The 13,833-nt window shown below is 57.1% G+C and carries 13 protein-coding genes; 5 read left to right on the top strand and 8 right to left on the bottom strand.

Translation table 11 applies throughout. From position 1 onward, the window contains the following. Positions 1-120: 120 nt before the first annotated feature. From B4F73_RS11825 to B4F73_RS11810, 4 genes are all read left to right on the top strand, one after another. Positions 121-819, top strand: a complete 699-nt coding sequence (locus B4F73_RS11825) for a TetR/AcrR family transcriptional regulator (protein ID WP_290482200.1) — start codon at positions 121-123, stop codon at positions 817-819. 369 nt (positions 820-1,188) lie between these two features. After that, a complete protein-coding gene (locus B4F73_RS11820; RefSeq protein ID WP_290480726.1) occupies positions 1,189-1,623 on the top strand; it encodes a hypothetical protein in 435 nt (144 codons plus the stop codon). 59 nt (positions 1,624-1,682) lie between these two features. After that, positions 1,683-3,518, top strand: coding sequence for a copper resistance system multicopper oxidase (locus B4F73_RS11815; RefSeq protein ID WP_290483346.1), 1,836 nt, complete (start codon positions 1,683-1,685; stop codon positions 3,516-3,518). After that, entirely contained in the window at positions 3,515-4,324 is an 810-nt protein-coding gene (locus tag B4F73_RS11810; RefSeq protein WP_290480723.1) for a copper resistance protein B, read from the top strand. Before B4F73_RS11815 ends, B4F73_RS11810 begins: the two co-directional genes overlap by 4 nt. Before the next feature lie 301 nt (positions 4,325-4,625). Here B4F73_RS11810 and B4F73_RS11805 read toward each other — a convergent pair whose 3' ends face one another. From B4F73_RS11805 to B4F73_RS16850, 5 genes are all read right to left on the bottom strand, one after another. Further along, on the bottom strand, positions 4,626-5,603 hold the full coding sequence (locus B4F73_RS11805; protein ID WP_290480722.1) for a hypothetical protein: 978 nt from the start codon (positions 5,601-5,603) through the stop codon (positions 4,626-4,628). A 27-nt stretch (positions 5,604-5,630) separates the two neighbouring features. Then, positions 5,631-6,347: a cupin domain-containing protein gene (locus B4F73_RS11800; protein ID WP_290483345.1), complete on the bottom strand. Its 717-nt coding sequence runs from the start codon at positions 6,345-6,347 to the stop codon at positions 5,631-5,633. Between the two features lie 27 nt (positions 6,348-6,374). Further along, positions 6,375-7,304, bottom strand: a complete 930-nt coding sequence (locus tag B4F73_RS11795; protein WP_290483344.1) for a HupE/UreJ family protein — start codon at positions 7,302-7,304, stop codon at positions 6,375-6,377. A 94-nt stretch (positions 7,305-7,398) separates the two neighbouring features. Next, entirely contained in the window at positions 7,399-10,131 is a 2,733-nt protein-coding gene (locus B4F73_RS11790; RefSeq protein WP_290483343.1) for a TonB-dependent receptor, read from the bottom strand. 580 nt (positions 10,132-10,711) lie between these two features. Then, positions 10,712-11,212 carry a hypothetical protein gene (locus B4F73_RS16850; RefSeq protein WP_414651744.1) on the bottom strand — a complete coding sequence of 167 codons (501 nt, stop codon included), beginning with the start codon at positions 11,210-11,212 and terminating at the stop codon, positions 10,712-10,714. Here B4F73_RS16850 and B4F73_RS11785 point away from each other — a divergent pair. Then, positions 11,147-11,770 (top strand): hypothetical protein, encoded by a 624-nt coding sequence (locus B4F73_RS11785; RefSeq protein ID WP_290483342.1) that lies wholly within the window; start codon positions 11,147-11,149, stop codon positions 11,768-11,770. The two genes, B4F73_RS16850 and B4F73_RS11785, sit on opposite strands and share 66 nt — an antisense overlap. Here the strand turns inward: B4F73_RS11785 and B4F73_RS11780 are convergent. The 3 genes from B4F73_RS11780 to B4F73_RS11770 form a co-directional block, all read right to left on the bottom strand. Further along, positions 11,715-12,137 carry a BlaI/MecI/CopY family transcriptional regulator gene (locus B4F73_RS11780; protein ID WP_290483341.1) on the bottom strand — a complete coding sequence of 141 codons (423 nt, stop codon included), beginning with the start codon at positions 12,135-12,137 and terminating at the stop codon, positions 11,715-11,717. The genes B4F73_RS11785 and B4F73_RS11780 overlap by 56 nt on opposite strands. A gap of 207 nt (positions 12,138-12,344) precedes the next feature. Next, positions 12,345-13,037 carry a GntR family transcriptional regulator gene (locus B4F73_RS11775; RefSeq protein ID WP_206993086.1) on the bottom strand — a complete coding sequence of 231 codons (693 nt, stop codon included), beginning with the start codon at positions 13,035-13,037 and terminating at the stop codon, positions 12,345-12,347. After that, on the bottom strand, positions 13,034-13,833 hold an 800-nt coding region (locus tag B4F73_RS11770), incomplete at its 5' end, for an amidohydrolase family protein (protein ID WP_290483340.1). The genes B4F73_RS11775 and B4F73_RS11770, both read right to left, overlap by 4 nt.

The following is a 13,833-nucleotide window of genomic DNA, read 5'->3' as shown; positions in this document are numbered from 1 at the left end:
CAAGGCGGGCACGGCCCCTGAAACGCCTCCAGGCAAGCACCTGTGGCGATGCAAACCGTTGACACCGTGCCCAATTGGCCATTGACCAAAGAGAACCGAAACAGATGGCTCACTGACCGAATGACAAAGACAGCACCCAACCGCCGCCGAATGACGAAGGCTGAGCAGCGCGCCGAAACCATGGAGCAGATTTTGGACGAGGCGGAATACCTTTTCGCCCAGTCGGGCTTTAATGGCGTCACTCTGAAGGACATTGCCAAACGTGTGGGGGTGCACCACACGTTGCTGAACTACTATTTTGACGACAAGAAGAGCGTCTTTGATGCAGTGATCGCGCGCCGGGCGAGTGTGACAAGTTCGCTACGCATGAAAGCGCTTGATGAGTATGACAAGGCGAGCGGTGGAAAACCAACTGTCGAGGGGGCCCTGCGCGCCTTTCTCGACACGGACCTCGACCTTTACAGTCAGGGCGGCGAAGGCTGGAAAAATTACGGTGTCCTCGGTGCGCAGTCTTCAAACACGACCTATGGCGCAGAGCTCTTCGATTTCCACTTTGATCAGGTTGTCCTGCGCCTGATTGGCCTGCTGGAAAAGGCCCTGCCCGACTGTTCGCGCGAAGACCTGTTTTGGGGCTACCACTTCGTCACCGGCGCCTTGATGCTTACGCTCGGCCGCACGGGTCGGATCGATCGTTTATCTGACGGGCTCTGCAAATCTGACGACTTCGAAGCAGCCAAGGAACGCATGGCTTCCTTCATGGCCGGCGGATTCCACGAGCTTTGCAAAAAGCGGAAGAACGGCAGCGACGCTGCAAGCTAGCGGTACAATCAGGGGTATCTCTTTAGAGCGCTTCGGCCGCGCCCCTCTACGGCGCCCTGCACAACTTCCGAAAGTATCTGGTTATCCAAGGTGAGATCCGAGGTTGCCCAGCGGTGCCGCGCATTCTCCTTCTCGACCTCCTTGATCCGGTTGGCCTTGGTCAACCTGCAGCTCGCCATACTCATTGAGCCACCGACTGCTAGTCTGCTCCGTTACGCTGATCGAAGACGCCAATGGTGAATGCTAGTCGGAGCATTGCAAAGGCATGGAGGACCTCGTCGCAGAAGCCCGAAACCACATTGTCGAGGCGGAGAATGATGGCGCGGTACAGGATGTTCTGGCGATCGAGACAGGCCTTGCATACTGGTCATGACGCTCCTTGAATTGTCCCCCAATGGGGGTGTAGGTTCAAACCTGATGAACATGATAGTCTCCATCCTTGTCGCCGTCTTTTTCGGCCTGTCGCAAAGTCTCTGCCTCAGTCCTGTTGCCGCGTCCGGAACTGCCGGGTCCGGGCAAAACACGACTGCGCAGATGGCGGACGGTCATGGCAAGCATGAGACGCCGCCCTGCGAACAGGAGAGCGACCATTGCGACATGCAATTAGTCGCAGCAGCAAAAGGCGAGAGGATGGGTACGCTGGCCGGTCTCGTCGGAAGCGGGGTCAAGGCGCCAGTCACGCTTACCAACCCGGCCTGGTCCGCGATTCCTCTTCGCGCACCGCTTCGTAGGATCGTACCGGATCGGCGAAGTTGGCCGCAATCCCCCTCCCCCCTGCATTTGAAAGTCCGTTTCCTGAATTGAGACCGCACCCGCCGGGCACTCAGCCCGTCTGGTTAAATTTCAATTCAATGGAGATATCTGTGATCAATAGAAGACATTTGCTGCACTCTGCGCTGGGCGCGGGAGCAGTCCTGGGCTCGGCAAAGCTCCTTCCCGCCTGGGCAAGATCCGCAAGCGCCGGAAATCTCGGCATAGCCTCGCTCTCTGGCACGCGGTTTGACCTCGACATTGACCGGTTTCCGGTGCGCATCAATGGTCGAGACGGAATGGCAACAGGAATCAACGGGACCCTGCCAGGTCCACTCCTGCGCTTTCGGGAAGGCGATGATGTCACGCTCAACGTGACGAACCGCCTCCAGGAGGATACGTCGATCCACTGGCATGGGCTGCTTGTGCCATTCCACATGGACGGCGTGCCCGGACTCAGCTTTCCGGGCATAAGACCGGGCGAAACCTTCAAGTATCAATTCAAGGTGCCGCAGAACGGGACCTATTGGTACCACTCCCATTCGGGTCTTCAGGAACAGCTCGGCCATTACGGCCCGATCATAATTGATCCTGCCGATCCGGATCCGGCTCTCTATGACCGGGAATATGTCCTTGTACTCAGCGACTGGAGCTTCACCCATCCGCACCGGATCTTCGCTCAGTTGAAGAAGAATCCGGAAAGCCTGAACTATAACCGGCCGACCCTCTCCAATCCGGTCGGTCTTGGCGGCATGTGGGGCCAGATGAGGATGAGCCCGAGGGATATCGCCGATGTGTCAGGGGATACATATACCTATCTCATCAATGGACATGCGACGGTCGACAATTTCAACATGGCCTTCCAGCCGGGCGAACGGGTTCGCCTGCGCATCATCAACGCCTCCGCCATGACCCTCTTCAATGTCCGCCTCCCGGGCTTGCCAATGACAGTGGTCCAGGCCGACGGCCTGAATATCCAGCCGGTCGAGACCGATGAATTTCAGATGGGAGTTGCGGAAACCTATGACGTGATCGTCGCGCCAACCGAGGCCCGGGCCTATGCATTCGTCGCCGAATCGATTGACCGGACGGGCCAGGCCGTTGCCACACTCGGCCCGCGTGCCGGGATGAAGGCCACGGCCCCCGCCCTCCGGCCCGTGCCAATACTGACCATGCGGGACATGGGCATGGCCCATGGCGACATGCCAGGCATGAGCCATGATGCCGGATCTGAATCCGGCACGGCGCAGCCCGGTCATGACATGAGCGGGCACGACATGGGCGCCATGCCCATGAAACCCGATCCCGACGGTCCCGCCATCCAGCCCGTCAGGATCGAAGCAGATATCAAACGCGGTCCGGGCGTGGTGAACATCGCCGCGATGGCGATGAGCCGGCTCGAGGAGCCGGGTATCGGCCTCGAGGACGTGCCGCACCGAACACTGACCTATAGCCAACTGCGGGCCCTCGACATGAACGAGGATCACCGCCCCCCCGGTCGCGAGATCGTCATCCATCTGACCTCGAACATGGAACGCTATATGTGGTCGTTCGACGGGGTGAAGTTCTCGGAAGTTACACAATCCATCAAGTTCTATGAGGGCGAAAGGTTACGGCTCACCCTGATCAATGACACGATGATGCCGCATCCCATTCATTTGCACGGAATGTTCTTCGATCTCGTCAATGGCGGCGGCCATCACAAGCCGCGCAAGCACACCGTAACAGTCAAACCCGCAGACAAGGTCAGTGTAGATATTACCGCCGAACATGTCGGGGACTGGGCATTTCACTGCCACCTGCTCTATCATATGCATGCTGGTATGATGCAGGTCGTGAGCGTGCTTCCCGCCGCGCATCCCGAACACCCCGGAGTGCCTGAGCCAGAGCCGGGCGCAGATATGCATATGGACCATCAGGCCATGAATCACGGGGGGCACGCACAATGAGCCTCGTGAAACGAATACTGCGTGCCCTCATTTTCTCGAGTGCCGGGATAGGCGCTCCCCTGAATGCAATCACCCAGGAAGCCCATCAAAGCCCCCCGTGGAATCAGGCCGACGCGCTTCATGGCGCGGACGTCATGGCCGAAGCCCGCCAACGGGTTCTCGCAGAGGGAGGAGATCAGAAGCATTTCTACGTCATGTTCAACCAGCTTGAGGCACAATTTGCCGAAGCGGAAGACCGCTTCGCCTGGAATGGCCAGGCCTGGTATGGCGGCGATCTCAACAAGCTCTGGGTCAAGAGCGAGGGACATGCCTCGCTCACGGACGGTGGCGTTGAGGAAGCCGAAATCCAGGCACTCTACTCCCGGGCCGTGGCGCCCTTTTGGGATATTCAGGCCGGCCTGCGATACGATATCGAGCCGGACGGCCTCGCCCATGGTGTGGTCGCCCTGAACGGGCTCGCGCCTTACTGGTTCGAAGTCGAGACTGCCGCCTTTCTAAGTGAGCAAGGTGATCTCACCGCCCGGATAGAGGCGGAATATGAGTTGTTGTTGACCCAGAGGCTGATCCTTCAGCCAAGCATCGAGGCGGAGCTTTCCGCGCAGCCGGTACCGGATCGTGAGACAGGATCTGGTTTAACCTCGATCAGTGCGGGACTGCGCCTTCGATATGAGGTCAGGCGGGAATTTGCGCCCTATCTCGGACTCGAATGGCACCGCGCCTTGGGGGACACCCGCGACATGATCGAAGCGACGGGTGACGATGGAGAGGAAATCGTTTTTCTCGTCGGTCTCAGAGCCTGGTATTAGGCGGCGGAGATGGGCCGGATCACCGGTCCATCTCCTCCGCTCGCCATGAGGCCTGATTGGCCTGCCTCCGATCTGTCAGCCCCACGCCGGACATACAGGAGGGTGCCGGGCTTTCGCAGTTTGCAGAAAGCAATCAGCCGTGCCAGCCGGATCAGGCATATTGCCGGTCACCCGCAGGGACACCGGCCTTCCTGAGCGCAGGGGGCAGGCACAGAAAATAGATGCGCATGGCCATCCCAGGAGGGCCATGCGCGTTCGCGATAGATGGGTGGGCCAGCGTGGAGGCCCACGCCTAATGGTTCTAGTCGAACTGGACCGCATAGTCTCCGTAGATGGGATCATAATAGACGCCGCCTGCCTGGAAATCGGCATTCCAGACCCGTTCGCCAGCCGCATCGGCCCGATAGATATAGGGCGAAAGAAGCAGACGTTCCTGATGCCAGCGTCCCTCCTGCCCGGAGGGAATCTGCGTGCCGGACCCATAAAGCATCAATCCGTCATCGGACCGTATTTCGTGCTGCGGGCTTACGTCCCGATACTCATGGCTGACATTCATCAACTTGTGACCCAGCTCATGGGCGATTGTCAGCTTGTTGGTTGCGTCATGCTTTGTCAGTGTGATCACGCCGCGTATCCGGTCAGGAATCGTGTCCGCATACGTGTAGGATGGAAAGGACAGACCGGACGTGTTCACCACTTTCGGAGCCCAGTTCCGTCCCCCGTCGAGATCCTCATAATACGGCATGTAGACATTCTGCATCGCGACCAGATAGACGGTCCGGCTGTTTTCCGGCGCCGGCTCGATGATGGTCTCGAACGCCGCCACCGCTCCATCCGACATTTCTGTCGGATGGATGGCGCTCTGGACATACATGTTGCCATAGCCCCCGGACGGCAGATCGGTCTCCCAATTGGATGCCGTGATCGCCAGGTGCTGAGGGTCGACCTGTCCCGTCTTGATCCAGAGAAGCTTGAACTGAACCCCGGTGGGCTCAAAGACCTTTTTCGCATTGAGGAATTCTTCCACCAATCCGCTGAGTGGCAGTTTCTCGACCGCATCCGGGTGAAGGTTCGAAGGATAATACAGACCGATATCAACGGTCGGTTTCCCGATTTCGAGATCGGAATTGATCGCCTCGAGATCCACGGAGTCGACAAGGCTCCACTGTACATCGCTTTGTTCCACCGGCTCCGAGGTAAAGGCTGCGGTGGAAGAGGTCCCAGCGCATCCGCCCAAGCTCAGAGCCAGAAATGATACGGCAAGAAAGGTCTTTTTCATGGACAGTCTCCTTCTTGATGACAGGGATTACTTGGTTGGCCCGGAGGTTTCGAGCACGGCATTGAAGTCCGGATTCTTCGACCGGGCGAACTGGATGGCCGGATGGTCGGCAGGCAGCTGGCTATAGTAGAAGGGTTCGCCATCCTTGAGCTGTACGTCCAGGCCGGCCGCCATATCCTTGATCCCCGCGACAAACGAATCATAGTCATCGCCTTCACGCTTCTTCTTGAAGATCAGGACCTCGGCCCCTTCTGCAAAGGGCGCTTCCCAGCCGGTGGGCATGTTCGAGCCGAAATGGAAGATCGACCCGGCTTCCATCACCTTCCGCTTGCCTTCGCTGCACAAAACATAGCGGCCGCTCAGCGTATAGACGATGCTCTCGGTCGGGTGCGGGTGCTCAGACAGGAACATGCCCGGCTCCAGGCGGAGCGTATAGGCACGCAGCTCTTCGCCGAACAGGAGCGGACCGAAATAGCCCTCATGCGTAAACGTGGCGCTGCCACTGTTCATGGCCTCCTGGACACTTTCGATGATCTCCACATTGTTCGCCAACTGAGTGTATTCAGGCGAAGTCGGTGTCGCTCCAACCGTCATGGCTGGCTTCACCTCTCCGGGCATGAAATGCGACCCGTCAGCCGCATGTGAATGACCATGCGCCTCGTCACTCGTCTGGGCATTGGTCTGCTGGGAACAGGCTGCGAGCGAAAGAGCAAGCAGGGCGGGAATGATGATCTTGGCTTTCATGGATAGTCTCCTTCTTGGTGACAGGGATTACTTGTTTAGCCNNCCAACCGTCATGGCTGGCTTCACCTCTCCGGGCATGAAATGCGACCCGTCAGCCGCATGTGAATGACCATGCGCCTCGTCACTCGTCTGCTCGGACGCCGCAGGTTTTGCGAAATCTGTGCTGGGCGAAGGGGACGCTGCCGGAGCTGTGGTCTGTCCCATCGATCCCATTTCGAGATGGGCATGGATGTGATCGTCCCGGCTTATCGGATAGTCTTCCTGCATGGTCGTATGGAACAAGCCGTGGGTCTGCATCAGGAACAGGGCAAAGCCAGCAAATATGAGGCCTGCATTGATGAAAACACTCGCAGATCCGAAATGCCTTGTGCGCCGCAACAGGTTCAGAGCGATCCACATCACGATAAGCGCAGCGATCTGACCGAATTCCACGCCCACATTGAATGACAGAATGTGCATCAGCAGGCCGGAATCTTCCCGGATGGGCAGCTGCTGAAGCCGCGTCGACAGGCCAAACCCGTGAATCAGGCCGAACAGCACAACCATGAACAAGAGATTGGGTGACTTTGTCCCGAAGACTTTCGGGAAACCATCAAGGTTTTCAAACCCCTTGTAGATAACTGTCAGAGCAATGATTGCATCGATCAAGAAGTAATTGGCCGTAATGCCCAGATATGTGGCGGAAATCAGTGTGATTGTATGGCCGATCGTGAAGGCTGTCACGAAGCGGAGTATTGAGGAAAAACTTGTCAGGAAGAACATGACTCCAAACAGGAAGAGCAGATGATCATACCCGGTGATCATGTGTTCGGCGCCCAGGATGAGATATTGCAGATCTCCCCCTTCAAGCATTCTGCGACGTGCTTCCTCCGAAATACCATGTGCATGGGCGACGGGCGAAAGCAGGACCAATGATGCGATGAGCGCGGTAACTGCCTTCATTCGCGTGAGCAACATCTCAAACTCCAATATGATATATGTGACTGGGGAGGGTGGCGAGTTGCCGGCTCGAGGGAGGGGGCGCCCCTCAAACCGGCAACTGCCTGAGCACCTAGTCCAGGACCCAGGTTGCACGCGCGTAGAAATATCGCCCGAGCAAGGAATAGGTCATGGTATCGGTATTTCCGTCCGACCAAGATCTGACGTAGGGGGCCTTCTTGTCGAACAGATTGTCAACACCAGCGCTCAATTTCAGGTTTTCTGTAAGCTGGTATCCACTTTGGACATTGTGGTAGAGAACAGCATCAATATCAGTACCGATGGCTCCGGGCGCACCATAATAGTCCGTTGCTGAACCAATCAGCTGCGCATTATAGGTTCCATGCCATGGGCCGGAACTGGCCGACCAGGACCCGGTCGCACGCCAGGATGGATAGCCACCATCACAACAGCCTACACCGCCATCATAAACAAAGGGCGTGTCCCCATCAAATGCGGTAACTTCGTACTTCATCAGATGTGTGGCTTGAACTTCCACGGAGTGCTTGATGTTGCCAGTCGCGAAATCATAGCTGGCGCTGATATCGATGCCCTGCATGACTTCGTCACCGGTATTGGCGCTCTGCGCAGACAGGAAGTCGATGTCTCCGGTCAGGGCATTACGCGTATGGTGCGTGGGTCCGCAGAATGGATGGGACAGGCCGACTGATGTGTAGCAGGAGGCGAGTTTCGTGGATCCGGATGTCTGCCGAATGGCATCCTGAATGTCGATGTCGAAATAATCGAGCGTGATGGACAGTCCAGGGACGAAACTAGGCTGGTATACAGCACCAACTGTGAATGTGGCAGCGTCCTCCGGTTCAAGGTTCGGGTTGCCCCCCTGATCGGTCAGAATGGCTGACCCGAGCTGGGTGTAGCCTACCGGCACGCCGGCAGCTTGACAGTTCTGATAAACCGCACTGGACGAATCCATTGTCGCCCAGTTGGAACAGGGGTCGGCTGTCGGGATCTGACCTTCGCTCACGCCGGAAAACAGTTCCGTGACGCTTGGAACCCGAAAGGCAGTTGAATAGGTGCCGCGGAGTTTGAAGTCCTGCACCAATTGCCAGTTTAGTCCGACCTTGTAGTTTTCATCCGAACCGAACAGATCGTAATCGGAATATCGCACAGCCAGATCAAGATCTACCGCTTGGGCGAGTGGAAGGTCGCGCACCAGCGGCACATTGACCTCTGCATAGAGCTCCTGGGCTTCGATCGAGCCGCTGACCGGATCCTGCGCATTGCCGAGCGCATCCCCCGCGACCAGCAGGGAATCTGGCTCAAGCCAGCCCTTGTCTTCACGATACTCGAACCCCGCAGCGAAACCCACAGGTCCGGCAGGCAGGTCAAACAGCGCGCCCGAGATATTGCCGGTGAAGCTGATCTGCTCATTCCCGCCAGTGTCGCGCTGATTGATCAGGATATAATCTCCCACTTCTGAAGTCAGGTCGCCCTCACCCAGAATATCCGCACAAGGAATTCCATTCATTCCACACAGCGTGGGATCCAGCGTCTCGGCCAGGCGGCGCGTATTGATATTGTTCTTCAACGCATCAACAGCAGTGTTTCGGCCCCAGTTGAGAGACAGATCGTAATTCCAGCCATCCCATAAATCGCCTTCGACACCGGCGACGAGTCTCCAGGTCGAAACATCCTGCTCGAACTGTCTGGAACCGAATTCGGCGGTCCGGCGCCGCAGGAGAATGATGTCTTCACCGGTCGGATTTGTCGGATGCGATGCATCAAACGAAATATTGCTCAAGGTTGCCGGAGATCCTGGCTGGTTCGACGTTCGCCAGTTGAACAAGGCTTCACTGAAGAAGCGCGTCGAATCATTGAGGTCATACTTTCCGATGGCCGCAAAGCTGACGCGTTCGACAGGATTCGACGCATTGAAGAAGGGATTGGAATTAAACCCATGCGCGGCAAGGCTGAAAGGCTCATAGGCGTCGCCACCAATGAAATTGATCTGATCGCCATTCGGCAATACGGCGCGGCCACCCGCCGTGCTCGAACTTCCTGAGGTGCATTCGAGATCCCCGTCCCCATCCAGGTCGGCCAACGCACAGGGCGCTCGCACATCCAAGGGCGCGGCAAGATTGTTCTGATAACTCGCATTGAACATCAGGCTGCCGCGATCATTGGTGACGCCCCAGGTCATGTTGACCAGATATTCTTCAGCGTCCCCCTCATCCGAAATGCCGAACTTGGTATCGAGTCTGAACCCGTCAAATTCATCTTTCGTGATCAGGTTGACAACGCCGGACACAGCATCCGCGCCATAGACTGCTGATGCGCCGTCCTTGAGGACTTCCACCCGTTCGAGGAGCGACACGGGGATCATGTTCAGGTCTACAGAGCTGTTTGCCCCTGAACCACCCGCGACAACCCGTCGGCCATTCAGCAATACGAGCGTCCGGTTAGGACCGAGACCGCGCAGATTGACCTGCGCCGTTCCCCAGCCTCCCGACACCCAGTAGGCAGCATTGGCATTACCGGCAAAACCCGCCGAAAACGACTGAGTCTGCAGAAGCTCTTCCACATTTGTGATACCAGTTGCGTATATTTCCTGCTCATCAAGAACAGCCAGCGGCCCCACACTCGTCAGATCACTGCGTTGAATACGGCTTCCCGTTACCACAACTTTTTCCTGGGTCGCGACCTCCTCCTGGCTGGCAGGGACCGCATCGACCTCCTGCCCGGACGCGGCCGCCGCAACGATGAACGAGACGCCCAAAGTCATTGCTGTTGTCACCATGAGTTTATTTGCAAACCCCCTGGCACTCCCCGAACCATTCACTTTCATTTCACCACTCCTATGGTTGCATACATTGCTACCCGAGCAGTCTCGGGACCAATGACAGTTAGACTAAATCCGAGGCATGCCATTGATCTTCGGCGCCACCGCCAAGGATTTGATCAACCTCGAACAAAAAACCGACGCACGATCGGTTTTTTGCGTAAATTGCAGGCGCAGATAAACCTCGACACCCGAACGCATCTGGACTGACTCTACAGTCCCCTGATGAATTTAATCGACTCAACTGGCACTCCCCCTCGGATAGCGTGCAGAAATCCGCTGTATTCAGTCTGTAAGCCATCAACAAGCTTGATGGATGGCCTCACTCCCGCACCAACACCACTTCCAAAACTTCACAAGAAGCCTTTCGAAGAACTGTATTGTTATTGTCAAAAATAGCAGCGTCAACATTTTTTTGACCGAGCAATTGCTATTATGCGTGCACATAACAAATTTTGGGCGCTGTCTGCCAACTCATGAAGACTTACGCTGAAAGCATGCGGCCGGGCCTTGCCGCCTTATTTCAAGAGGTCGATAATGGAATCCTGAAATTCTGCCTCAAAAACTCGGCTGCGCCTTGAATTTATCAGTTAAACGCGAGCATCAAGACCTGTTCGAGACCATGATGAACCGGTTCTGCAACTATGAAGGACACGATGACCGCATAGCAAACAAGCCGCTCAACAAGCACAGCCCCACTATCACGCATCGGTAAAGGGGACTGAACCAACCAACTGATCCGACGCTCCAGGGATTGCCCAAGCACGGAAAAAACACTCAAGGATGCCGTTTCTGGCTCGCATGAGCGCTTTTGCTGCCGCAACCGGCCCAGCGTTATGAGGGCCTCTGCCACCGCCAATCGATCACCGCATTGGCTGGCGGCATATCGATCACATTCATATTCAACCGCAATCAGAAATTCGTCGGCCAGACCGCGCCTTGCACTGGGAAAGAATGGTAAGGTCAGGACCTGAAGCGCAAACAGCGATAGGGCATCCGCGCGCCGCGCATGAGCGCGTTCATGATCAAGGACAATCCGGGCCTGCTCGGGAACAATGCTTGCGAGCAAGCCTTCGCTTACGAAAATCCGCCGCCGTACTATGCCAACGCAAAATGCGGAAATGGTCCGGGATTTGACAACCCAGGCCCCCAGTTCCGGATCATACCGGCTCCAGGTTTCCAGATCTCGAATGACTCGGCCATGCAGGCGCATGCGGTGCACAAAAATAAGGACAATGGGCATCGTAAGAAGCGCCAGCACGGCCAGAAAACCGAGAACAGCGAGCCGCGTCAGCAACATAGGTTCATGTGGGCGGCAAGAGGTCACCATCATTTCGTAATGACAATGCGTGGGCATACTGTTGAACCCGGCAGATGTCGGCACTGCCGCGCAAGAGACAAACAAGGCCAGGCTGACCACGAAGGGAACCGACGCATAGCCGAAGATCGCGCGCCCATATTGTCGGGGACTGAGCTGAGAAAGATGCCGGTGAAACCGGGGCCATACGGCGCTTTGGACGGCACCGATGATGAGAGCGGCAAGCAAGGCCGCAAAAAACGCGATTCCGAGATTGGTCAGGAAGGTGGCATTACCCATCATCTTCTCCTCGCCTTGCGTCGTTCTGCTCCTGTCGTTTCTCCTTGATCAGACGTTCGAGCGTATCAAGCGCAGCATTGTCGGACTCTGCCGCATGGTCGAGAAATGCCAGCAGATAGTCATCGCGGGAATTCTCGGACAACGTCTTCAGAACATCATCCATCACACGGGTGACGACTTGAGACTGGCTTACGGACGCCTCGTAGAGGAAAGCATGGCTGACCTTGTGACGCGACAACAATCCCTTTTTGAAGAGACGGTCCATCGCCGACTGGAATGTGTTGCAGGACTGCCCGCCCTTGCGCCCCAGGTCATGGTGAACCGTCTTGACCTCGGCCGGTCCGCGCTTCCAGAGATATTGCAGAATGGAGATCTCAAGAGGGCCTAGGGCAATTTTGCGGGTACGCACCGACATTGAGGGGTCCTTCTGGCCTGGAATGTTCATTCGATTTGGCGTCAGCCTAGAGAGGTCTCGACAAACCCGCAATGGTCACATGCCGACCCGCCGCCCTCGCTATGCCCAGGCAGGATCGTCGCACGTACAGATGCCGGGATTCTGATCATTTCCTGCAACAAAACCGGTCAGAGCATGCCCTGTTCCCCGATGCCGGGCCTACCAGCGTTAAAGACGCGAATACAATTGATACCCTTCGCGATAGAAAAGCTTCATCGTCGTGACGAATTCCCCCGCGAGCGACGTGGTACGGTCGATGACAAACAGCGCATCCCCCTCCTTGCACTCCAGCGCGCTTGCGACATCCTTGCCAGCCGCGACGGCACTGAACGACACATCGCCACTGGAAAACGGAACGGTCTGAACCAGCCACTCATTTGCGCTGACCTCGTCGAAAGGCGCGCTCCTCATCTGGGGCACAACTTTCAGATTGACCCAGCGCGCTTCATACGCAAACGGTCGGCCATCGGCCAGATGCACCGTGTCCAGCTGTAACGCCTTGGTTCCCTTTTCCAAGCCAAGCCGCGTACGAACTGACAAGGGCGGCACTTTTTCGACCTTGCGCAGGACCTGATGGCGATAATGCCCTCCAAATGCTTCCACCTGCTCACGCACGATTGGAATGTCGAACCTAGCTTGTCGGACAGGCATGTTGCAGACCCGCGTTCCTCCTTTCCGCTTGCGAACGACAAGACCTTCATCTGCGAGCCCCTGCAGCGCGCGATTGATCGTTGTGCGGGCACACCCGTATTCTTCGGCGAGGGACGCCTCGCCCGGGATCAGATCCCCGAGCCCCCACTCCCCCTTCTGAATCCGCTCGAGAATGGATTGGCGAATGATTTGGTGCGTCATCTTGGTCATAGTCTCCCCCTCAATCGGACATTCAGCTCGGAATATGCCGCCTGTATCTCGTGGCGGTTCACATGAGCCCCGTCCCTGACCATATGCCGCCCCGCCGACCAGACATGAGTAACAATGTCATCCGTGCCCGCAAAAATCCATGCGTCAAGGATTGCGTCCTCCCGCAAGGCACCCAGGACAGGTGAATTGAGGTCGAGCGCGATAAAATCTGCCAGGGCGCCGACTTCAATCCGCCCCGCATTCCGCCCGAGGGCGCGCGCCGATCCTCGCGCGGCGCGTTCGTACAGATACCGTCCATTCGACAATGTCTGGTCATCTGTGAGAATCGATCGCTTACCATCCCGAAGCCTCTGCGAGACCTCGAGCATCCGAAGCTCCTCGGTGAGACCAATCCTGACATTCGAATCCGAACCAATCCCAATCATTCCACCCGCGCCCAGAAAGCGATGCCCATCAAAGATTCCGTCCCCGAGATTGGCCTCGGTAATCGGGCAAATCCCAGCCACCGCCCCGGACCTGGCCAGAGCCAGCGTCTCCTCCGGCTCCATCTGTGTGGCATGGATCAGGCACCAGCGCGCATCGACGGGCATATGATCGAGAAGCCAGCGTACGGGTCGGGAGCCCAGAATTTCGACCACTTCCCTCACCTCGCCGATCTGTTCTGCGGCATGTATATGGATTGGCCCGTTCGGGGAGAGGCTGAGCGCCAACTCCATGCCTTCTGATGACACGGCGCGTAGCGAATGCGGCGCCACACCGAGTTTGAAGTCGTCCGGCATGCCCCCGAGCCGCGCCG

It is taken from the genome of Hyphomonas sp. UBA3601 (assembly GCF_002375605.1).
GTDB lineage: Bacteria > Pseudomonadota > Alphaproteobacteria > Caulobacterales > Hyphomonadaceae > Hyphomonas.
This window is presented reverse-complemented; position numbering and strand designations above follow the sequence as displayed.